Origin of the sequence: Marinomonas pontica, assembly GCF_026191375.1 — a bacterium.
Taxonomy (GTDB): Bacteria; Pseudomonadota; Gammaproteobacteria; order Pseudomonadales; family Marinomonadaceae; genus Marinomonas; species Marinomonas pontica.
In genome coordinates, this window is record NZ_JAODTL010000056.1 from 60,609 (window position 1) to 81,072 (window position 20,464).

At 44.6% G+C, this 20,464-nt stretch carries 22 protein-coding genes and 3 pseudogenes; 23 read left to right on the forward strand and 2 right to left on the reverse strand.

Annotated elements, in window-relative coordinates:
* The first annotated feature begins 2 nt into the window (after positions 1–2).
* The 17 genes and pseudogenes from fliQ (at position 3) to N5P32_RS16885 (ending at position 15,414) form a co-directional block, all read left to right on the forward strand.
* Positions 3–272 carry a flagellar biosynthesis protein FliQ gene (fliQ, locus tag N5P32_RS16805; protein ID WP_265730167.1) on the forward strand — a complete coding sequence of 90 codons (270 nt, stop codon included), beginning with the start codon at positions 3–5 and terminating at the stop codon, positions 270–272.
* Positions 272–1,054: a flagellar biosynthetic protein FliR gene (gene fliR, locus N5P32_RS16810; protein ID WP_265730168.1), complete on the forward strand. Its 783-nt coding sequence runs from the start codon at positions 272–274 to the stop codon at positions 1,052–1,054. Before fliQ ends, fliR begins: the two co-directional genes overlap by 1 nt.
* The gene (flhB, locus tag N5P32_RS16815; RefSeq protein ID WP_265730169.1) at positions 1,047–2,183 is read left to right on the forward strand and encodes a flagellar biosynthesis protein FlhB; all 1,137 of its coding nucleotides are present in this window, start codon (positions 1,047–1,049) and stop codon (positions 2,181–2,183) included. The genes fliR and flhB overlap by 8 nt, the downstream gene beginning before the upstream one ends.
* 33 nt (positions 2,184–2,216) lie before the next feature.
* Positions 2,217–4,334: a flagellar biosynthesis protein FlhA gene (gene flhA / locus N5P32_RS16820; protein ID WP_322783886.1), complete on the forward strand. Its 2,118-nt coding sequence runs from the start codon at positions 2,217–2,219 to the stop codon at positions 4,332–4,334.
* Positions 4,335–4,436: 102 nt separating this feature from the next.
* On the forward strand, positions 4,437–5,744 hold the full coding sequence (gene flhF / locus N5P32_RS16825; RefSeq protein ID WP_265730170.1) for a flagellar biosynthesis protein FlhF: 1,308 nt from the start codon (positions 4,437–4,439) through the stop codon (positions 5,742–5,744).
* A 122-nt stretch (positions 5,745–5,866) separates the two neighbouring features.
* Complete coding sequence (locus N5P32_RS16830) at positions 5,867–6,577, forward strand: RNA polymerase sigma factor FliA (protein WP_322783888.1); 711 nt, start codon at positions 5,867–5,869, stop codon at positions 6,575–6,577.
* Between the two features lie 54 nt (positions 6,578–6,631).
* Positions 6,632–7,012 (forward strand): chemotaxis response regulator CheY, encoded by a 381-nt coding sequence (locus N5P32_RS16835; RefSeq protein ID WP_012071097.1) that lies wholly within the window; start codon positions 6,632–6,634, stop codon positions 7,010–7,012.
* Between the two features lie 9 nt (positions 7,013–7,021).
* A complete protein-coding gene (locus N5P32_RS16840; RefSeq protein WP_265730172.1) occupies positions 7,022–7,810 on the forward strand; it encodes a protein phosphatase CheZ in 789 nt (262 codons plus the stop codon).
* A 12-nt stretch (positions 7,811–7,822) separates the two neighbouring features.
* Positions 7,823–10,082, forward strand: a pseudogene (locus N5P32_RS16845) (chemotaxis protein CheA).
* A gap of 26 nt (positions 10,083–10,108) precedes the next feature.
* Positions 10,109–11,040 (forward strand): annotated as a pseudogene (locus tag N5P32_RS16850) (protein-glutamate methylesterase/protein-glutamine glutaminase); the annotation flags it as partial.
* A 130-nt stretch (positions 11,041–11,170) separates the two neighbouring features.
* Positions 11,171–11,521, forward strand: a complete 351-nt coding sequence (locus N5P32_RS16855) for a MotA/TolQ/ExbB proton channel family protein (RefSeq protein ID WP_265730173.1) — start codon at positions 11,171–11,173, stop codon at positions 11,519–11,521.
* Entirely contained in the window at positions 11,511–11,909 is a 399-nt protein-coding gene (locus N5P32_RS16860) for a motility protein A (RefSeq protein WP_265730174.1), read from the forward strand. Before N5P32_RS16855 ends, N5P32_RS16860 begins: the two co-directional genes overlap by 11 nt.
* Positions 11,910–11,937: 28 nt before the next feature.
* On the forward strand, positions 11,938–12,717 hold the full coding sequence (locus N5P32_RS16865) for an OmpA family protein (protein ID WP_265730175.1): 780 nt from the start codon (positions 11,938–11,940) through the stop codon (positions 12,715–12,717).
* A gap of 69 nt (positions 12,718–12,786) precedes the next feature.
* Positions 12,787–13,560, forward strand: a complete 774-nt coding sequence (locus tag N5P32_RS16870) for a ParA family protein (protein ID WP_265730176.1) — start codon at positions 12,787–12,789, stop codon at positions 13,558–13,560.
* A gap of 9 nt (positions 13,561–13,569) precedes the next feature.
* Positions 13,570–14,463, forward strand: coding sequence for a chemotaxis protein CheW (locus N5P32_RS16875; RefSeq protein ID WP_265730177.1), 894 nt, complete (start codon positions 13,570–13,572; stop codon positions 14,461–14,463).
* 35 nt (positions 14,464–14,498) lie between these two features.
* Positions 14,499–14,990 (forward strand): chemotaxis protein CheW, encoded by a 492-nt coding sequence (locus N5P32_RS16880; protein WP_265730178.1) that lies wholly within the window; start codon positions 14,499–14,501, stop codon positions 14,988–14,990.
* A 19-nt stretch (positions 14,991–15,009) separates the two neighbouring features.
* Positions 15,010–15,414, forward strand: a complete 405-nt coding sequence (locus N5P32_RS16885; RefSeq protein ID WP_265730179.1) for a DUF2802 domain-containing protein — start codon at positions 15,010–15,012, stop codon at positions 15,412–15,414.
* Here the strand turns inward: N5P32_RS16885 and N5P32_RS16890 are convergent.
* Entirely contained in the window at positions 15,405–15,653 is a 249-nt protein-coding gene (locus N5P32_RS16890) for an EscU/YscU/HrcU family type III secretion system export apparatus switch protein (protein WP_265730180.1), read from the reverse strand. The genes N5P32_RS16885 and N5P32_RS16890 overlap by 10 nt on opposite strands.
* The gene (gene fliK / locus N5P32_RS16895; RefSeq protein ID WP_265730181.1) at positions 15,653–17,236 is read right to left on the reverse strand and encodes a flagellar hook-length control protein FliK; all 1,584 of its coding nucleotides are present in this window, start codon (positions 17,234–17,236) and stop codon (positions 15,653–15,655) included. Before fliK ends, N5P32_RS16890 begins: the two co-directional genes overlap by 1 nt.
* Before the next feature lie 113 nt (positions 17,237–17,349).
* On the opposite strand from fliK, the gene ccmA reads away from it, so the two are divergent.
* The 6 genes and pseudogenes from ccmA to N5P32_RS16925 form a co-directional block, all read left to right on the forward strand.
* Positions 17,350–17,964: a cytochrome c biogenesis heme-transporting ATPase CcmA gene (gene ccmA / locus N5P32_RS16900; RefSeq protein ID WP_265730182.1), complete on the forward strand. Its 615-nt coding sequence runs from the start codon at positions 17,350–17,352 to the stop codon at positions 17,962–17,964.
* Positions 17,961–18,623, forward strand: a complete 663-nt coding sequence (gene ccmB / locus N5P32_RS16905; RefSeq protein WP_265730183.1) for a heme exporter protein CcmB — start codon at positions 17,961–17,963, stop codon at positions 18,621–18,623. The genes ccmA and ccmB overlap by 4 nt, the downstream gene beginning before the upstream one ends.
* A gap of 123 nt (positions 18,624–18,746) precedes the next feature.
* Positions 18,747–19,370, forward strand: a complete 624-nt coding sequence (locus N5P32_RS16910) for a heme ABC transporter permease (protein ID WP_322783887.1) — start codon at positions 18,747–18,749, stop codon at positions 19,368–19,370.
* Positions 19,360–19,536 carry a heme exporter protein CcmD gene (gene ccmD, locus N5P32_RS16915; RefSeq protein WP_265730184.1) on the forward strand — a complete coding sequence of 59 codons (177 nt, stop codon included), beginning with the start codon at positions 19,360–19,362 and terminating at the stop codon, positions 19,534–19,536. The genes N5P32_RS16910 and ccmD overlap by 11 nt, the downstream gene beginning before the upstream one ends.
* Positions 19,536–20,003 (forward strand): cytochrome c maturation protein CcmE, encoded by a 468-nt coding sequence (gene ccmE / locus N5P32_RS16920; RefSeq protein ID WP_265730185.1) that lies wholly within the window; start codon positions 19,536–19,538, stop codon positions 20,001–20,003. The genes ccmD and ccmE overlap by 1 nt, the downstream gene beginning before the upstream one ends.
* A gap of 12 nt (positions 20,004–20,015) precedes the next feature.
* Positions 20,016–20,464 (forward strand): annotated as a pseudogene (locus N5P32_RS16925) (heme lyase NrfEFG subunit NrfE); the annotation flags it as partial.

Sequence of the window (20,464 nt, forward strand, 5' to 3'; positions counted from 1 at the left end):
CGATGAACCCTCAAGTGGTGTTAGATCTATATGGCCAAGGTTTTTATCTGATTGTGCTGATCGTGGGGGTGGTGATGGTTCCCAGCTTGTTGGTCGGTTTGGTGGTCAGTGTGTTTCAGGCGGCGACTCAAATTAATGAGCAAACCCTGTCTTTTTTGCCTAGGCTTATTGTTACCATTTTGGTCATTATGCAACTGGGGCCGTGGATCTTAACGAAGTTGATGGATTTCACGACCAACTTATTTGTTAATATTCCTATGATCATAGGCTGATGTTAGAGCTTAATCCCGATCAATTATTAAATTTAACCATTAGCTTTCTGTTACCTTTTTTCCGCATTGGTGCTTTTTTTATGGCGCTGCCTTTGTTTGGTAGTCGCTTGGTCAACTCCCGTGTGCGAATCTCCTTCTCTTTTCTTGTTGCTGTGATTATTACGCCCGTTATCGACGTGCCTAATTACGACCCAATTTCTCCAGCCTATATTGTTTTAATTGCCGAGCAGCTGGTGATTGGCTTTGCTTTGGGCTTTGTAGTGACTATTTTATTCCAGCTGTTTTCCCTTGCTGGTCAACTGGCAGCGATGAAGGCTGGTTTAGGTTTTGCAATGTCTAATGATCCCGCGAACGGTATTTCTGTTGCTACGCTCGGTCAATACTATCTTTCTATGGTGGCCTTGGCGTTTTTAGGGACGAATGGTCATTTGGTCATGATAGAGTACTTGGCGGAGAGCTTTAATTATTGGCCTATTGGGAGCGGCTTTGATAGTCAACGTTATTGGCAGTTAGTATTGTTGGGTGGGTGGATGTTTGAAAAGGCATTGCTGATCGTTTTGCCTTTAGCGATTGCTGTCTTGGTGATTAACTTGTCTTTTGGTGTTGTTGCAAAGGCGTCACCGCAACTGAACATTTTTGCGCTCGGTTTTCCCATTATTATGTTGTTTTCGTTGTTCTTCTTTTGGGTTATGTTGGATGACTTTCTGAATATTTATTTACTCTTTTTTGGCGAGATAATTGACTGGCTGAAAGTCACTTGGGGGATTCATTTGAATGGCTGAAAATGAAGACGGTAGCGAAAAAACCGAAAGTGCCAGTAGTAAAAAGCTTCAGGATGCGCGAAATAAAGGTAATTTGCCAAGGTCAAAAGACCTGAGTTCTGCTTTGTTATTGATTGTGGCGGCGGCCACAATTTACGGTACAGGCACGCTTTTGGTTCGCGATTTGGCCGTCTTGTTCGATTTTAATTTTTTGATAGAGCGAGCCGATTTGTTCGACCTCAGTCGAATGATTTTTCATTTGTATGAGTCTGTTGTGGCGATGATAGATTCTATGGTAGTGCTTATGTCAGTGCTTGCTGTGGCGGGCATTGTCGGAAGTATTGCGTTGGGTGGATTGAATTTTTCTTGGGAGCCGCTGACGCCAAAGTTAAGCAAAATGAGCCCAATCGCTGGGCTTAAGCGCATGTTTTCTGTTCAGTCACTGGTGGAGTTGTTGAAAGCGATCGCAAAAGTGACGCTGGTTGGGTTTGTGGCGGTTGTGGTGTTGAACTATTTCTTGCCGGAAACATTGGGGCTGACTTTTCAATCCATTCAGTTGGCCATCGCACATGGTATAGATATTGTTATTTGGTCCTTCGTATTTGTTACCTTGGCGTTGGCGTTAATTGCGGCGATAGATGTGCCGTTTCAAGTTTGGTCTCATAAAGAAAAGTTAAAAATGACCAAGCAAGAAGTGAAAGACGAATTTAAACAGCAGGAAGGTGACCCGTTAGTAAGGGGGCGGATTCGCCAAATGCAGCGCCAAGCCGCGATGAATAGAATGATGGCAGACGTGCCTAATGCGGATGTAATCATTACTAACCCGACACATTTTTCGGTGGCGTTAAAATACGATCAAGCAAGCGGCTCTGCCCCAGTTTTATTGGCGAAAGGCGGAGATTTTATCGCTTTGAAAATTCGCGAAGTTGGCAATCACTATGATATCCCTGTGATACAATCGCCAGCTTTAGCAAGGGCAGTTTATCACCATACCGAGATCGGTGATGAGATACCCCAAGGCTTATTTAAGGTCGTTGCCCAATTGTTGGCGTATGTTTATCAATTGCGAAATGCTCGTATGGGTGCTCCAAGGCCAGAAGCGATGCCTAATTTGGATGTTCCAGACGAGTTTCAATGGGACGGAAATTAACCATGTTTTACGTTTTTTTATTAGGGAAAGTGTGTGGATTTTGACCGCAGCCGTATTGCAGGGCAGGTTCAAGGGATTTTTAGTGGGAATCTAGGTATTCCTATTTTGTTATTGTCGCTGTTGGCGATGATGATATTGCCTATTCCTGCGTTTTTACTGGATGTGCTTTTTACGTTCAATATCGCCTTGGCCATTGTTGTGTTGTTGGTGGCGATTTATTCCATGCGTCCTTTGGATTTCGCTGTTTTCCCTACTGTGTTGCTTGTCTCGACACTCATGCGATTGGCGCTTAATGTGGCCTCGACGCGAGTGGTGTTGCTGAATGGGCATGAGGGTGGTGATGCGGCTGGTAAGGTTATTCAGGCGTTTGGTGAGGTCGTTATTGGTGGTAACTACGTTGTTGGTTTTGTGGTGTTTGCCATTTTAATGATCATAAACTTTGCTGTGGTGACAAAAGGTGCTGGGCGAATCTCTGAAGTGAGTGCGCGTTTTACCTTGGACGCTATGCCAGGCAAGCAAATGGCTATTGATGCGGATTTGAACGCTGGCATGATCGATGCCGATCAAGCGAAACAGCGCCGTACGGAGATCGCTGCCGAAGCCGAATTTTATGGCTCTATGGATGGTGCGTCGAAATTTGTAAAAGGGGACGCAATTGCCGGGTTGCTTATCCTAGGTATCAATATCATTGGTGGTTTGGCCATCGGTATGGCGCAGCATGACTTGTCTTTTGCGGAAGCGATTGAGCGCTATTCTTTGTTAACTATTGGTGATGGCTTGGTCGCGCAGTTGCCTTCATTAATGTTGTCCACGGCCGCCGCGATCATGGTAACTCGGGTTAATGAGTCTGGTGATATGGGCTCGCAAATTGTCCGCCAGATGTTTGGTTCTTCTAAAGCGCTTTATGTCGCAGCCGGTGTCATGACGATTATGGGGATTGTGCCTGGCATGCCTCATTTTTCCTTTTTGTCTTTAGCGGCTTGCATTGGTGGTCTGGCATATTTCCTCGAATATCGTAAAAAACAGAAACCAAAACAAGGGCCAAAAGGGGCGAGCAAGACCTCGTCGGAAGCGCCGGTTCCAGCTGAAGTAAGAGATCTTAGTTGGGATGACGTTGCGCCAGTGGATATGCTGGGTTTGGAGGTTGGGTATCGGCTGATTCCCTTAGTAGACAAAACGCAAGGTGGCGAATTGTTGGCACGGATTAAGGGGGTGCGTCGCAAGCTATCTCAGGATTTGGGCTTTTTGGTGCCCAGTGTTCACATTCGAGACAACTTGGATTTGATGCCAAATGCGTATCGGGTCACGCTTATGGGAGTGAGTTTAGCTGAAGCAGAAGTTCACCCAGATAAAGACTTGGCGATCGATCCTGGACAGGTGTTCGGTTCTATTGACGGTATTGCTGGGAAAGACCCATCGTTTGGTTTGGATGCAGTATGGATTGATCCCAAAAAACGTGACCAAGCGCAAACCTATGGCTATACGGTTGTGGACGTCAGTACGGTAGTGGCGACACACATTAATCAGATTATGCATAAGCACGCGTATGAGTTAATTGGGCACGATGAGGTTCAGCAACTATTGAGCTTGTTAAAACAGTACAATCCTAAATTGGCTGAAGAATTGGTGCCTAATACTGTTCCATTGAGCGTGCTGTTGAAAGTGTTGCAAAACTTGTTGATTGAGGGTGTGCCACTCAGAGATATGAGAACCATTGCTGAGGCTATTATGGGGGTTCAGCCAAAAACTCAAGATCCTATGGTGCTAACCGCCGCGGTTCGAACCTCTTTGTCTCGTTTGATTATTCAGACGTTGGCGGATGGGGTAGAAGAGATACCTGTGTTGACGTTAGAGCCACAGTTGGAAAAAATGTTGATGCAAACGGTTCAGCAGAGTCAGCAGTCGGGTATTAAGAATGAAGAAGCCTTGATTTTAGAACCGCAAATGGCAGAACAATTGCAAGCATCTTTGCGTCAGTCTGCAGAGCAGCAAGAGGCGATGGGTAATACCCCAATATTGATCGTTTCAGCACCAATACGTCCAATGTTAGCGCGCTTTATGCGTTACGGTATGGTGAATATGTCAGTGCTTTCTTATCAAGAAGTTCCTGATCATAAGCGCATTACTGTGGTGGGGGTAATTGGGCAGTAACGCTTGGCTGTTTTACGTAAAAGATTGTATCTATATTTATTGGAATCTTTCGGGTAAGCTATGGATTTGTAAGAAAAATAAACTGGAAGGATTAAGTTATTCATGCAAATTAGGCGGTTTCGAGCACCTGACATGCGACAAGCGATACGGAAAGTTCGCGATGCCGTAGGCCCTGATGCGGTCATTTTGTCAAATCAGCGTCTGCCTACAGGGGAGATAGAGATTGTCGCTGCCCTTGATTATGATGGTTCCCTGCCTTCCAGTATGACTTCTAAACGTCCTGAATCCACTCGTAATGAGTCGATCTCTTCCCCTCGTCCAGATTCTAATGTAAACCCCAGTGCGGACTATCTTGAGCGAATCGAGCGAGCCAAACAACAAACAGCCCCGCCTAAGAATACGTCCCTTTATGAAGAGCCTCGTCAAGAAACTCGTATTGAAATGCCTTCATTGGCTGACGATAAAGACGATCCGAGTCTGGAAGAAGCGCTTTCTGTTCGAAATACTGGCAGTAGTCAGCAATTACGAGAAATGGAGCTTGAGCTTAAAAGTGTTCGGGCTATGCTTGAGCAGCACCAACAGAACGAAAGTCGCTCAGCAGCCAGAGAGTCTTCAGTCGAGACTCGCGCCCGTGAAAAGTTGAAAGGGTTAGGTCTATCTGAATTCGTTATTTCTAGATTGATTGATGATATTGATCTAAAGGGGCGTGAAGACGATTGGAATCGTTTATTAGCGCATTTGGCGGATTATATTCCGGTACGCTCTAGCGCTTCTGAGTTTCGTGGATGCATAGCTTTTATGGGGCCAACGGGAGTTGGTAAAACAACGACCATTGGTAAAATTGCCGCTCAGCATGTTTTAAAGCATGGCTCAGAGGGCGTTGTGTTAATAACAACGGATACTTACCGCATAGCTGCACATGAACAATTGCGCACGTTTGGTCGAATTTTAAATGTCCCTGTTGAAGTGGTGAATGAGTATTCTGATTTAAATGAAGTGTTGGCTAAATATGCTCACTACTCATTGGTGCTTGTTGATACGGCAGGGATGAACCCAAGAGACTCAAATTTAGAACGACAGCTTCTTATGATGAAGCGCGCCAGAGCCAGCTTGAAGAAATTGCTTGTTTTACCTTGTACTAGTCAACGACAAGTTTTAAAAACAGTGACAGAGGTCTATTCTCAGGTTCAGTTAGATGGCTGCGTATTGAGTAAGCTTGATGAATCTGCTTCACTTGGTGAGGCGATTAGTGTAGTTATTGAAGAAGGGCTGCCAGTTGTATATATCGCTGATGGCCAAAGAATACCAGATGATATCGAGCCAGCTCGTGCCCATAACTTGATTAGTCGTGCTGTATACACAGCAGAACATTACAGTCAGTTATATGGGTCACTAAAGTATGGTAGTTAGTAAAATTATGTTATTACTGAAAGCGTTGCGCCAAACTATGTAGTACAGTTAGTTAGCGCAACTAACTTAAATGGTAAAGGTTGCTTAGACTATTTTATGCAGACCAAAAATGGATATGACACATACTCAAAAAAGCGACGCTTTCGATTGATGCGATTGTTGAGCAATATGGGTATTTAGTAAAAAAGATTGCCTACCATCTTTTGGCGCGGTTACCAGATAGCGTAGATGTTGACGATTTAATTCAAGCAGGCATGATGGGCTTGATTGAAGCATACAAACGTTTTGAGTCAACGAAAGGTGCAAGTTTTGAGACCTATGCGGGTATCCGTATTCGCGGCTCTATTATGGACGAGGTTCGCAAAACAGATTGGGCGCCTAGATCGGTTCGGCGAAATGGCAGAGCGGTTGCAAATGCCATAAAAGAATTAGAAGCGACATTAGGTCGTGATGTGTCTGATATGGAAGTAGCAGCGCATATGAACATAAGCATGGATGAATATCATGAAATGATACATTCATCCATGTCGACTCAGTTGTTTAGCTATGAAGAAATGCTAGACTCTGATACAAGTAATTTAGACAGCGTTGAATCTGAAATCGAAAATACACCTTACTCTTTAGTGGAAGAAGGTGGGTTTCAAAATCAATTAGCAACAGAGATTGATAATTTACCGGAAAGAGAAAAGTTGGTTTTGTCCCTTTATTATAATGAAGAGCTGAACCTAAAAGAAATCGGCGCTGTATTAGGTGTTAGTGAATCAAGAGTCAGTCAAATACATAGTCAAGCGGCTATGAGATTGAGAGCTAGATTAAGTGATTGGCGAGATTAATTATGAGTTGTGTAATATTACCTTTGGGGTGTGGAGGTTGCATTGGATAAAAACATGAAGATCCTAATTGTTGATGATTTCTCGACAATGAGACGAATCATTAAAAATTTATTACGGGATTTAGGGTTTACCAATACAGTCGAAGCGGATGACGGAACGACTGCATTGCCTATACTTCAGGCAGGAACGATTGACTTTCTTGTTACCGATTGGAACATGCCTGGAATGACCGGTATCGAATTACTTCGTGCTGTTCGTGCAGACGAAAAATTGAAAAGTATTCCTGTTCTAATGGTAACGGCAGAAGCGAAGCGTGACCAAATTATTGCTGCGGCTCAGGCTGGGGTTAATGGTTACGTGGTAAAACCGTTTACTGCGGTGGCTCTCAAAGAAAAGATTGAGAAAATATTCGAACGAATAGATGCTGCAAAATAGGGAATATAGATGTCAAAAATATTGGGATCTGGACTAGTAGATTTTGAAAATCTAGTTAAAGATGGCGCTGTAGAGCTTTTAAATTACATTGAAGTCGGTGACTTTAGTGGTGCGATTAAGAAGATTCAAGAACTGAGCGAAGCGCGTCATAATAGCTTCTATAACGAGGTGGGTTTTTTAACCCGAAGTTTGCATGATGCTATTCGTGATTTTCAAATTGATTCAATGGATTTGGTTGTCGGTGAAGGTGGTAACGAATCTACCACAAAAATTACTGATGCATCTGATCGGTTGAATTATGTTATTGAGACAACTAGTGCAGCTGCTAATAAAACCATGGACATGGTTGATAGTAGTGTTCCTGTTGCCAGTGAATTACAAAGTCAGGCAAGAGAGCTTCGTAAAGACTGGAGTCGCCTAATTCAACGGGATTTAACGCCACAAGAATTTAGAGATTTATACAAGCGTATTGATGTTTTCTTATCGTATGCTGATGACAGTGCCACCACCTTGCATTCAAACCTCAACACAATTCTTCTAGAGCAAGGTTATCAAGACCTAACAGGTCAAGTTATCGCTAGAGTGAATGATTTAATTCGAGATGTGGAAGAAAAACTTGTGCATCTCGTTGCTGTTGCTGGACGCGTTGATAGTATCTCCGGAATTGAACATAAAGAGAACGAGTCTGAACACGATGACACTCGTGGACATGGCCCAGCTATTAATAAACAAAACAACCCTGAAGTACTGAATAGTCAAGACGAAGTAGACGACTTGCTATCAAGTCTTGGTTTCTAGAAGGAGCTGAGGATGAGTTTCGAGGTCGATGAAGAGATTCTACAAGATTTTTTGGTAGAAGCTGGTGAAATTCTTGAACAGCTTTCCGAACAGTTAGTAGATTTAGAACAAAACCCAGATGATAAGCCTTTGCTTAACGCCATCTTTCGTGGTTTTCACACTGTAAAAGGTGGGGCTGGGTTTTTGCAATTAACTGCATTGGTTGATTGCTGCCATTACGCAGAGAACGTTTTTGATATTTTAAGAAACGGACAGCGTAAAATAGACTCAGATCTAATGGACATCGTGTTGCAAGCACTGGATGCGGTGAACGAGATGTTCGATACAGTACGAGCTGGGGGTGAACCAGAACGTGCTTCGCCAGAGTTGATTGCCGCCTTGAGTGCGTATGCTAAAGCGCCAACAGCAGAAGAACTGGCAGAGCAAAATGACGATGCAGAAGACACGGCTGATGAGGATGAAGCAGAAGTAGAGGCCGAAGAAGATGTTGATGCTTCAACAACTGACAATGCTGATGATTCTGTAGATATTTCAGATGATGAATTTGAGTCGTTGCTTGATGCCCTTGGCGATGCGCCTGCAGACGCAGTCGATGCAAAAAGCAACAACGCATCAGAGGCTCACGATGCACCTAAATCAGACGATGAAATAACAGAAGATGAGTTCGACGCACTGCTAGATCAATTGCATGGGAACAGTGCCCCTGGAGTAAATGACAAGCAGGAAGAGAGTTCAGCATCCGATGTGGCTTCTGATGAAATTACAGAAGATGAATTTGAAGCTCTACTGGATCAGCTTCACGGTGAAGTTGACCCAAGCAAAAAGGCTTCATCAGAAGATAAGACGGATGAAAAAACATCGCAGCCAGAAGCATCTACGGCCGGTGCTGAGTCTGATCTTATTACAGAAGATGAATTTGAATCCTTATTAGACAGTTTGCAAAGTAAGGAAAAAGCCAAAAAAGTCGAAGAGCCTGCACCTGCGTCTAAGCCAAAAGCGGCAGCACCGAAACCTAAAGAATCTCCAAAGCCTGCTTCGAAACCAGCAGCTCCGGCTCCAGAGCCTGAGCATGCAAAAGAAAAAACAGCGAATGCGCCTGTTACTCAAGAAGCAACAGTTCGTGTTGATACTAAGCGATTAGACGACATCATGAACATGGTTGGCGAATTGGTATTGGTGCGAAATCGGTTGGTTCGTCTTGGCCTTCAAAGTGAAGATGAGTCAATGGGCAAAGCGGTATCAAACCTAGATGTCGTTACGGGTGACTTGCAAAACGCTGTCATGAAAACCCGTATGCAGCCAATTAAGAAAGTATTTGGTAAGTTCCCACGGGTTGTCCGAGATTTGGCTCGTAACTTGAAAAAAGAAGTGAACCTTGAGCTTCGTGGGGAAGAAACGGATCTAGATAAAAACTTGGTTGAGGCGCTTGCTGACCCACTCGTTCACTTGGTGAGAAATTCCGTCGATCACGGTGTTGAAGCTCCAGATGTTCGTGAGGCAAAAGGCAAACCAAGAGTAGGGCATGTCGTCCTTTCTGCTGAACAAGAAGGCGATCATATTTTGTTGTCCATCGAAGACGATGGTGCAGGTATGGATCCCGATGTTTTGCGCAGAAAAGCGGTCGAAAAAGGCTTGATGGATACGGATGCTGCTGAGCGTTTGTCCGACGAAGAAGCATTTAATTTAATCTTTGCGCTCTGGTTTCTCAACCAAAGTTGAGATTACTGATGTGTCTGGTCGTGGTGTGGGGATGGACGTTGTTAAAACGAAAATTTCACAACTAAACGGCACTTTGCAGATCAAGTCAGTGTTAGGCCAAGGATCACGCTTTATTATTAAAGTGCCGTTAACGTTGGCGATTATGCCGACTCTTATGGTGACTTTGTCTGATCAGGCATTTGCTTTTCCATTGGTCAGCGTAAATGAAATTTTTCACCTTAATTTGAAAAAGACCAACGTGGTTGATGGCCAGCAAGTTGTTGTGATTAGAGGTAAAACTCTACCGATTTTCCATCTTAAGAGCTGGTTGGTCAAAGGTAATGCGAAAGGTGATTTGCCAACAGAAGCACATGTTGTGGTCGTTCAGGTGGGCATGAGTGAAGTTGGGTTTGTTGTCGATCAATTGGTTGGTCAAGAAGAAGTGGTTATAAAACCATTAGGTAAAATGTTGCAAGGTACTGCCGGTATGGCTGGTGCAACAATAACTGGTGATGGTCGTATTGCATTGATTCTGGATGTGCCTAGTATGCTGAAACGTTACGCATCTAGGTAGGACGCTTTTCATTTAGGGGATGTGATATGCCTGTTAAGGTGCTGGTTGTTGATGATTCTGGTTTTTTTCGACGTCGTTTAGTCGAAATATTTGAAGCAGATCCTAGACTAACCGTTGTTGGTACTGCAAATGACGGACGAGAAGCAATAGATAAAGTTCAGTCTTTATCACCCGATGTTGTGACCATGGATTATGAGATGCCAGTCTTAGATGGCATTGCTGCTGTATCCAATATAATGAAGCTAAAGCCGACGCCTGTGCTTATGTTTTCCTCATTAACTCATGAGGGAGCTAAAGTAACACTGGATGCTCTTGAAGCAGGTGCTGTTGATTTTATGCCGAAAAACTTCGAGGATATTTCTCGAGATTCGGCGGTTGTTAAACGCGCGCTTGTTGATCGAGTGTTGGCGGTAGCAAGAACTCGGTTTGCTGGAGACAGACGCCCCGTTCCAGCTCTTGCACCTCGAGAAGCACCAAAGCCTATTGTTACCGAGCGTGGGGTCATTATTCCCCGTATGAGAAAAACGCGTCAGTCTTGTGGCTATTGGTACTTCTACGGGGGGCTGATGGCACTACAGGCTGTATTAAGCAAATTGCCTAAAGATTTCTCTGCTCCGTTGGTGCTGGTTCAGCATATGCCAGCGGCATTTACGGGGGCTTTCGCAGAACGTTTAAACAATATTTGTCAGATTACAGTCAAAGAAGCTCAAGATGGTGATCGTTTGCAAGCGGGTGTTGCTTTGCCAGCACCAGGTGGTAAGCAGATGATGATTGATCCGCGTAATGGGGGCTGTGTTCGTATTCTTGATGGCGATGAGCGTTTAAATTATAAGTCCCCTGTGGATGTGACTTTGGGTCTGCGTCTAAGTGTTATCCAGGCAAGGTGCTTTCTGTTGTTATGACTGGTATGGGTGTGGATGGACGAGAAGGAGCTCGCATGTTGAAGAACTCGGGCTCTAAAGTTTGGATTCAGAGCGAAGAGTCATGCGTAATCTATGGCATGCCGATGGCCGTCGAAAAGCCAACTTGGCGGATGAAATTATTGACCTCGACCATATTGGTGAGCGTATTGCGCGTGAGGTTAGTTAGTGGATTTTGTGACGTTAGCGGGCTTAATCATTGCTTTTAGTTCAGTATTACTTGCTAATTGGTTAGGAGGTGGAGAGGTCATCCTCCTCCTTAATTTGCCTTCAGCTATCATCGTCATAGTTGGAAGCATTGGAGCGACTTTAATTCAAAGCAGCATTCAGGAAGCAATTCGTGCTTTGGTGTTAATCAAGTGGAGTCTCTTCCCGCCTGTTTACGACTTTCATTCAACAAGAGCGTCATTGAATAATCTTGCACACAAAGCAAGACGCCTTTCTTTACTGGCATTGGAATCGGACGTCGAAGTGCTGGGCAAGTCATTTTTCCAGTCGAGCCTTACAAATGGCAATTGACGGAACGGATCCTGAATTATTAGCGGACCGACTGCATGATGATGCAGTAAGAATACATGATAAACGCATGAAAAGTGTTACATTTATAGAGTCAATCGGTGGTTATGCACCCACTTTAGGGATAATGGGCTCTGTTCTGGGGTTGATTCAGGCGATGGCTAACTTAGATAGCCCAGAAGCATTAGGGCATGGAATCGCGGTTGCATTTGTTTCTACATTGTACGGTCAGGGCTTTGCGAACCTTGTTATCTTCCCCATTACTAAGAAACTGACAGGCTATGTTGATAAAGAGCTACTTTACCATCAGTTACTTACGGATGGGATTTGTGGCATAGCAACTGGCAAACACCCGTATCGATTAGAGCTTGAGCTCAATACCTATGAGTGATGCTCCCAAGACCTCCAAGCGTCGAAGGATGGCAGCTAAGCCATCTTCTTCGGGTGTGCAAGGTCGAGATCGATGGATTCTTTCCTACGCCGATTTTATTACTCTTCTATTTGCTTTTTTTGTTGCCCTTTATTCCCTCTCGCTTAAAAACTCCGGTGACGAGCAACGACTAAAAGAAACCCTTCATGGTGTATTTGAAGCGGTTCAAAAATCCATCAAACCGATTAATATTGGGGAGCCAATTGTTGGTGAACCAAAAGACACAGAAGTCGTTGAAGCAAAACCAATTCCTGCTGCTCCGCCAACAATCGAAGAAGAAAAATCTTCTGCCGTTTATTCCTTGTTAAGCCAAGTGGTTGAAAACCAGTTTTCCGGTTTGCACGCAACAGGTCAAATATCGGTAACTGAGTCGGCTGACTGGGTCAGCTTAGAACTTAAATCTGGACTGTTGTTTGGTCAGGGCGAATATGAGTTAACCAATGAAGCGGTTGCTTTGCTCATTTTGGTGGCAAATATTTTAAAAGCACACCCTTCGGTTATTTTGGTGGAAGGCAATACGGACGATACGCCTGTTAATTCGAGACGTTTGGTATCTAATTGGCATTTGTCTAGCCTGCGATCTTCGTCTGTTGTGGATGAGTTGGTGTACCGAGGCGTGGATCCAAAGATGATTGCTCCTATGGGCTTTTCTGGAGAGCACCCCAAAGTTAGAAATACGAATGACTATGCCCGCCAGCAAAATCGTCGGGTAATTTTGCGAATTAGTAAGCGTGGTGCTGATAATCTACATGATTACTTGTTTCAATAGCGTATTACTGTATATGATTGCAAGGAATTCGTAAGCAAAATAACAGCATAGGGTATCAGGGGAGTCAGAGTGCACATTTGGGCAGTGGCGAATCAAAAAGGCGGCGTTGGCAAAACGACGACAGTAGTTTCTTTAGCAGGCTTATTAGCTGATGCTGGAAATCGAGTGTTAATGATCGACCTTGATCCGCATGGTTCATTGACGAGCTACTTTCGTTTTGATCCTGACTCTATTGAAAAAAGTGCCTATAGCCTTTTCCAGACAACAGGGAAAATTCCTGAAGACCTACCCGCGTCCTTGATTTTAGAAACAGGACATCCCAATTTGTCTTTATTGCCTGCTTCTACCGCATTAGCAACATTAGAACGTCATGCTCAATCGCAAGGTGGCATGGGATTGGTTGTTTCAAAAACATTGGCGATTCTTTGGGATGATTACGACTACGTCTTAATAGACAGCCCACCTGTGCTGGGTGTATTGATGATTAATGCGTTAGCGGCTTGTCAGCAACTTGTGATACCGGTACAAACAGAATTTTTGGCGATCAAAGGGTTAGAGCGCATGGTGAGGACTCTGACGATGATCAATCGTGCCAGAAAGCGTCCTGTTCCTTTCGTGATTGTACCAACGCTCTTCGACAGACGAACGCAAGCCTCGAATAAAAGCTTGCGCAATTTAAAAGATACTTACGAGGAATTGGTTTGGCATTCGGTCATTCCAGTCGATACCAAATTACGAGATGCCAGTACCGCAGGCATTGCTCCTTCCGCATTGGATCCAAATGCCCGAGGAATTAAGGCATATGCAAGTCTGATGGATTCTTTGCTGAACCCAGCGGGATAGTAATAGTTTATGAAAGAAACAAAAAGCAAAGAGCAGGATTTGATCGGACCTCAGGTGGCTTTACAGCGCTACCTTGATGATCTGCTGCAAGAAGCAACAACGATACCGCTTTCTGAAAGTGAGAACCCCATTTCAGAAACGGCAGATGTAAATGATGTCGACTCAGAGGCGGCTGACGTAACGCCTGATACGGATTCTGAGTTGAGTGAAGATGATCTCACTTCGTTAGATGCGTCTTTTAAAGATTTTGAAGAGGCCATTTCAAGTGAAGAAATAGAGTGGCCGGTAGAAAATGAAGTGTTAAATACTATTGAGCCAGAGCCAGAGCCAGAGCCAGAGCCAGAGCCAGAGCCAGAGCCAGAGCCAGAGCCAGAGCCAGAGCCAGAGCCAGAGCCAGAGCCAGAAAAAACGAGTCGAGTGGCGAAGACGGACCCTTTGCCTTGGGCTACAGGACGCTTTGAATGTCTGCTGTTTTATGTCGGTGGTTTGAAAATGGCTGTGCCGCTGGTTGAATTAGGTGGTATTTTCCAGAGTGGAAGTGACAAACTAACCTCTATATTTGGTCAGCCTGAGTGGTTTATGGGGGTGGCAAATGTCGGTGAGTTTAACCTTCGAACTGTGGACACGGCGTTGTGGGTTATGCCGAATCACTATAAAGGCGTTTTGAAAGAGAACTTTAAGTTTGTCATTCAGTTGGATCGCTCTGATTGGGGCGTAGCGTGTGAGCGTGTAGCAGAAGCGATTACTTTAGAGCCTTCGCAAGTAAAATGGCGAAGTGATCGCAGCAAACGTCCTTGGTTAGCGGGTACAGTAATTGATCATATGTGTGCCATACTGGATGTACAGGGTTTTATAGAATTGTTGGATGACCCAAAGAATGGGTTTAAAAACGCGCTCAAATAATTGAAATGATCATTTTTGATCTTTGGAGATGAATAATGGCAACTAGCATCGCGTTAAAAAGCGCAAATCAGTCAGAAGATCCAATGTTGCAGTGGGTAACGTTCCGTCTAGAGAATGAAATCTATGGTGTTAATGTTATGCAAGTTAAAGAAGTACTGCGTTACTCTGAAATTGCCCCTGTGCCTGGTGCGCCTAATTTTGTATTAGGTATTATTCATTTACGTGGTACGGTCGTTACTGTGATCGACACTTGTCAGCGCTTTGGTTTGCCTTCAGGTGATATTACGGATGCCACCCGTATCATGATTTTGGAAGTAGAAGGTCATGTGATTGGGATTTTGGTCGATGCGGTGTCTGAAGTGGTGTATCTGCGTCAGTCAGAAATTGAGCCGTCCCCAAATGTTGGTAACGATGAATCTTCAAAATTTATTCAAGGTGTTTGCCATAAAAATGATATCTTATTGATTCTTGTGGATTTGGATAAGTTGTTATCCGAAGATGAATGGTCTGAAGTAGGATCGATGTAATTTAAGGTAGCTGTACTAGATGGAATCTCAATGGTTATTTAACCTCCTATTAATGCTGCAGTTCGTGATTTTGATCGCGGTGGTAGTGTGGGCCTTTAGATTATCGAAACGATTGGCTTTACTGAAGCGTGAACACGCTGAGGCAGAGTCAAGCCAAAAGAAGCAGGTGCAAGTGCTTGCTTCCGGTTCTATTGGAATGGGGCGTCGTTTGGTGGCGATTGAGAAAAAATTGAATCTTGCCGTTGAAAAACAATCTGAGATCTTATCTAAAGAAGGTGGGGTCTCTTATAATCGTGCGATGGAGTTGCTTGAAATGGGCGCAACCATTGATGATTTAGTCTCTAAATGCGGCTTGATTCGCGCCGAAGCAGAATTAATTAGCTTGTTGAAACAGGAATCACGAAGAAACTCCGATTACCACTGATGGTCTTTTATTTGGTGAGCGAAGGCGATAATTTCTGCAACGGCTAAATATAACGACTCGGGTATTTCTTCCCCCAATTCTAAGGTGCTGAGCATCTCTACTAGTTCTGGGCTTTGGTGAAGCAGGACATCGTTGTCTTTTGCTACGGCCATTATTTTCTCTGCGAGCAAACCGCTGCCTTTTGCTGTCACTGTTGGTGCTGCGGTGTAGTCGTATTTTAGCGCCACTGCTTTTTGCATTAGGTCCTCACGTCAATCAAAGATTGGCTTTTCGTCACATTTATAGTGTCTTTTTCCAGTTTGGTTTGAAAGGCGTCTAACCTTTCTACCTCAATATCTTTGTCTTTTAACTGCTGCTTTAATGCAGACATATTTTTCTGTAGTTTCTGAACTGTTTCTGGGTCTTCAGCCGCAAATAGAATGCCGACTTTGTTTGCTTGTATGCTGACTCGCGCATCAAATCGACCCGTTTCTTCAAAGTCAAATTTTAGCTTTACCAGCCAGCGGCGGTCTTGTTTTGTTTGTTCTTGTGTACTGGCGTCTTTATCAATGGCTATTTGCACAAAATTGAGCGACTGCCCCTGTTTTATTGGGAGTTCAATGTGCAGCGGGTACGTTATTGTTGATATCTGGTTTGGGTCTGAAAAATGACGCAGCTGGTTGGTCGTAATGCGCTCTATGGCATTGGCTATTTGCTCGGTTGGTATGCTTGCGAACCGTCCCGTACTGACGTTGTCTTGAGTTTCTTTTAGTCTAGTTAGGTTAAGTTTCAGGTCGGCAGGAATAAGAGTTTTGCTGTCATTGACCAGCAGAGTTTCAGTAAACACGCCGCTGGTTTGCATTGCTTGTTTCATGGCGTCTGGCGATGTGGTTAATGCTGCCAAGTTAGGGATATTTTGCATTAATTGCTTCAGCGCTTGTTGGGTTTGAGGTGGCAAGGTCGATGGTGACGATTCGCTCAGCGTTTGAAGTTGTTTGACGAGTTGGGTCATATCTCCAAGCGAGAGTTGCTTTGGTAAGCTTTGTTTAAGCGCTTCAACATGCGGCGATACGGATGTTGAGGTAATCTTGGTCGGCAGCACTTGCATGTTATTGCTTGCGTCTACCAGCACACGAAGTGTATCGCCTTTTTTGAGTGGCGTTTGGCTCAGAATGGGGAACTCTGATGTGCCATCTGTAACGGTCACTTGTTGTGGTGTCGCTACGCTGGCTGTGGCGTTGCTCGGCTGAGCGGGTAAGCTCGTTGTCAAAGACCCAGAAGATTGGGGAGCTTGTGACGAGGAGAGGGGATGAGAAGGGGGAGATGGCGCAATAGAGGGGGGTGGTGGAAGGCCGGCTAATGGATTAGAAGGCATGGCCGTTGCAGGTATTGTGGTAGATGTCATACTAGCAGGCGTTGACGTTACGGTTAAATGAACAACACGTGATGCGAGCGTTAAATCAGTGTTTTGATTGATCCTTGTTTGTGGCGTATTACCCACTTTATTGGTTTGGCTCTCAACTGGAATCGTTAAGCTGGGTTGAAGAGGGTCAGTTTTATTAAGTTGAGCGGTCTTGATTGTGCTGATATCAAGCGCTTGTCCTGTATTGATTATGGTAAAGGGCTGCTGTGCACTGGTTGCATGCAAAATTTGCGCAGGCTTGCCCTGAAAGCGAATTGCCTCGCTGCCTTGGAACTTAATGACGCTTAGGCTCTCTATTAGCTTTATTTCGCTGCTGAGCTTGGCGATCGCCCCAGTGTAGTTTGGGATGCGGCTGCTGGTGGTATTGGCACTCTGATTGCCTGATGTTTTGTTGAGCGTAGACTGAATGTCAGAGATCATGCCGTTTGCCTGCTGGTTCGTTATTTTGGAAATATTCTCATATAATGTTCGGGCTTCAGTGTAGCTAAATAAACACACTGTGATCTTTATATCGACCGACTTGGGTAAATCTTTTGCAAGCTGTTGCTACTTTGACAATATCAGACCTTTGGATCGAGCGGGACGAGAGGGATTTGTGTGCGGGATTATCCGTTCAACTTGTGGCGGGTGAGGCGATTCGTATTTTGGGTGTAAATGGCGCCGGTAAAAGCTCTTTGCTCAAAGTGATCGCTGGCGTCATGTCTCCATTAAAAGGTGAGATACATTACTTAGGTCAAGATGTCACACATGATCGACGGCCGCTTCAACAAGATCTGCTGTATCTTGGGCATTCGTTAGGGATAAAGAATTTGCTTACGGTGAGTGAACATATTCGCCATTATTGTCCATCTGTCTTGCCAGAAACCCTGCAAACAGTGTTGACTCAATTGGGGCTCATAGACTACGCAGATACCCAAGTTAAGGCATTATCAGCGGGGCAGAAACAGCGAGTTGCTCTTTCTCGTTTGTGGGTAGAAAACAAAGCACTTTGGTTGTTGGATGAGCCTTTTGCTACTTTGGATGTCAATGCGGTTGCGCTATTGGAGTTACGTATCAAACAGCACGTTTCCGCTGACGGTTTGGTGTTGTTCACCACTCATCAAGAAGTGCTGTCTCTAAATGCTCGTGAAGTTTCGTGGTTAGTATGACGTATTTTTCTTTTTTGATGACGGAATTTTGTGTCTTATGGCGCCGTAAACACGATGTTTTTAATGCTGTGTTATTTTTCATTATCGTTGTGTCTTTGTTTCCGCTAGGTATTGACCCTGCGCCTGAGTTTTTGGCTCCAGCGTCAGGCGGTATTCTCTGGTGTGCTGCTGTCCTGTCGATCTTGATGGTCATAGAAGGTATTTTTAAAGAAGATTATCGCGATGGTTCGCTAGAACAATGGCTGGTTAGTGGGTTGTATTTACCACTGTTGGTGTTACTTAAACTGATCGTTCAATGGGCTGGCGTGGTGATGCCTCTGTTGATGGTGATGCCGCTGTTGTCGCAGATGTTGTATTTGCCTAGTGGCAGCTTTTGGGTGTTGATCATGACGGTCGTGCTTGGAACCCCAAGCTTATTTTTGATAGGCGCCATTGGAGCAGCCTTAACGGTATCGTTGAGGCAAGGCGCAATGCTGGTGATGCTATTGATATTGCCTTTCTATCTTCCGGTGATTATTTTTGCCGTGTCGGCGATAAGGGCCTCACAAGAAGGGGCACCGTATTTTGGTTTTTTGGCGATGTTGTTGGCCATGTCTTTATTGTCTTTGGTGATATCGCCCTTTATGACGGCCGTTGCCGTGAAAGCGAGTGTGAATTAATGAATTGGACATGGTTTCATAAATTAGGGGCGCCAAAGTGGTTTTTTCATTGGTCTAAATCTTGGGCGCTGCCCGTCTTTTGTTTTTGGCGTTTTTTGCCTTCTTGTTGGGTTGGTATGGGGCTTGGCTTTTGCGCCAGAAGACTACCAACAAGGCAACAGTTTTCGAATCATTTATATCCATGTTCCTGCGGCGATGTTGGCGCAATCTTGTTATCTAGGGCTGGGTATCGCTGGTTTTGTTTTTCTTGTCTGGCAAATGAAAATAGCCCCTATTTTTATTAAATCACTGGCTCCTTTGGGGGCGGCGATGTCTTTGATTGCATTATTGTCTGGGTCTATTTGGGGAAAGACAACATGGGGGACATGGTGGGTTTGGGACGCGAGGCTAACATCGGTATTGGTGTTGTTTTTACTGTATATGGGCATCATCGCATTACAGAATGCGTTAGATGATGTGACGTTGGCGAACAAGGCCGCCGCAGTGATGGGAGTGGTGGGGTTAATTAATTTACCCATTATCAAATATTCCGTTATTTGGTGGAACACGTTGCATCAAGGCCCAACTTTTACGGTCACCGAAAAACCTTCGATGCCTGTCGAAATGTGGTTGCCATTGTTGGTGTCGGTTATCGGGTTTTATGGTGTCGTGGCCGGGTTATTGTTATGGCGGATGCAGTCTGAGATCTTGTGGCGAGAGAAGCGTTCGGCATGGGTAAGGCAAGAGGTATTGGGCGATGGCCTTTGATAATCTAATGGATTTTATGGCGATGGGTAAGCACGGCTTTTATGTGTGGACGGCTTATGGCGTGAGCATAGGCATACTCGTCGGATTGGTCTCTCATACTATGTTTCAGCGCCGGGACATTCGCAAAACATTACATCAACGTTTTATGAGGAAAGACACTCGCTAATGCATCCAGTTAGAAAGAAGCGTGTTGTGATGATCGCTGCCATTGTGTTGATTTTAAGCGCGGTGGTGGGGTTGGTTTTGTACGCCCTTCAGCAAAATATTAACTTGTTTTATTCGCCATCGCAGATTGCCTTGGGAGAAGCGCCGCGTCATGCGAATATTCGCGCAGGAGGCATGGTAGTGAAAGGAAGCCTTGTCCGTGATGCAAAGACATTGGCGGTGTCGTTTGATGTCACAGATTTTCAACACGAGGTCACGATAGAATACCGCGGTATTTTGCCCGATTTGTTTCGCGAAGGGCAGGGGGTTGTCGCGCAAGGAAAATTGAATAATCAAGGTGTATTTATAGCTTCTCAAGTACTGGCTAAGCATGATGAGAAATACATGCCACCAGAGATCTCTGATGCACTAAAAAATGCGCGTCCGCTGCCTGCTGTAAAGGCAAATACAGCCCCGTCTAATTATTAATTTGGCATTTATATGTTTCCTGAAATTGGTCAGTTTTCACTGATATTGTCATTGTTCTTTGCTTTGTCTTTGGCTGTTATGCCATTGCTTGGTTATTGGAAGGGAAATCGTCTGTTGCTCGCAACGGCTCGTCCGCTGACGTTTGTTATGTCGGCATTGATTGCCATCAGTTTTCTTTCATTGAGTTTGGCATTCTTACGCGATGATTTTTCCGTGCTGTACGTTAGCCAGAACTCCAATAGCCAATTGCCTGTTTGGTATAAATTTAGTGCGTTATGGGGCGGTCATGAAGGCTCTTTTGTTGTTATGGGTGCTGATCTTATCGGGATGGTGCTCTGCCGTCGCATTGAAAATACGTACGTTACCAGAGGATATTGGTCCTATTGTTCTTTCTGTATTGGGCGCCGTGACGGTTGGCTTTTTGTCTTTTTACTCTTTACCTCTTCGCCTTTCGTGCGCCT

What these genes read in the sequence shown, in the direction of transcription:
- fliQ (WP_265730167.1), top strand. Translation starts at nt 3, where the DNA reads ATGAACCCTCAAGTGGTGTTAGATCTATATGGCCAAGGTTTTTATCTG.
- fliR (WP_265730168.1), top strand. Translation starts at nt 272, where the DNA reads ATGTTAGAGCTTAATCCCGATCAATTATTAAATTTAACCATTAGCTTT.
- flhB (WP_265730169.1), top strand. Translation starts at nt 1,047, where the DNA reads ATGGCTGAAAATGAAGACGGTAGCGAAAAAACCGAAAGTGCCAGTAGT.
- flhF (WP_265730170.1), top strand. Translation starts at nt 4,437, where the DNA reads ATGCAAATTAGGCGGTTTCGAGCACCTGACATGCGACAAGCGATACGG.
- N5P32_RS16835 (WP_012071097.1), top strand. Translation starts at nt 6,632, where the DNA reads ATGAAGATCCTAATTGTTGATGATTTCTCGACAATGAGACGAATCATT.
- N5P32_RS16840 (WP_265730172.1), top strand. Translation starts at nt 7,022, where the DNA reads ATGTCAAAAATATTGGGATCTGGACTAGTAGATTTTGAAAATCTAGTT.
- N5P32_RS16860 (WP_265730174.1), top strand. Translation starts at nt 11,511, where the DNA reads ATGGCAATTGACGGAACGGATCCTGAATTATTAGCGGACCGACTGCAT.
- N5P32_RS16865 (WP_265730175.1), top strand. Translation starts at nt 11,938, where the DNA reads ATGGCAGCTAAGCCATCTTCTTCGGGTGTGCAAGGTCGAGATCGATGG.
- N5P32_RS16875 (WP_265730177.1), top strand. Translation starts at nt 13,570, where the DNA reads ATGAAAGAAACAAAAAGCAAAGAGCAGGATTTGATCGGACCTCAGGTG.
- N5P32_RS16880 (WP_265730178.1), top strand. Translation starts at nt 14,499, where the DNA reads ATGGCAACTAGCATCGCGTTAAAAAGCGCAAATCAGTCAGAAGATCCA.
- N5P32_RS16885 (WP_265730179.1), top strand. Translation starts at nt 15,010, where the DNA reads ATGGAATCTCAATGGTTATTTAACCTCCTATTAATGCTGCAGTTCGTG.
- N5P32_RS16890 (WP_265730180.1), bottom strand. Translation starts at nt 15,653, where the DNA reads ATGCAAAAAGCAGTGGCGCTAAAATACGACTACACCGCAGCACCAACA.
- fliK (WP_265730181.1), bottom strand. Translation starts at nt 17,236, where the DNA reads ATGATCTCTGACATTCAGTCTACGCTCAACAAAACATCAGGCAATCAG.
- ccmB (WP_265730183.1), top strand. Translation starts at nt 17,961, where the DNA reads ATGACGTATTTTTCTTTTTTGATGACGGAATTTTGTGTCTTATGGCGC.
- ccmD (WP_265730184.1), top strand. Translation starts at nt 19,360, where the DNA reads ATGGCCTTTGATAATCTAATGGATTTTATGGCGATGGGTAAGCACGGC.
- ccmE (WP_265730185.1), top strand. Translation starts at nt 19,536, where the DNA reads ATGCATCCAGTTAGAAAGAAGCGTGTTGTGATGATCGCTGCCATTGTG.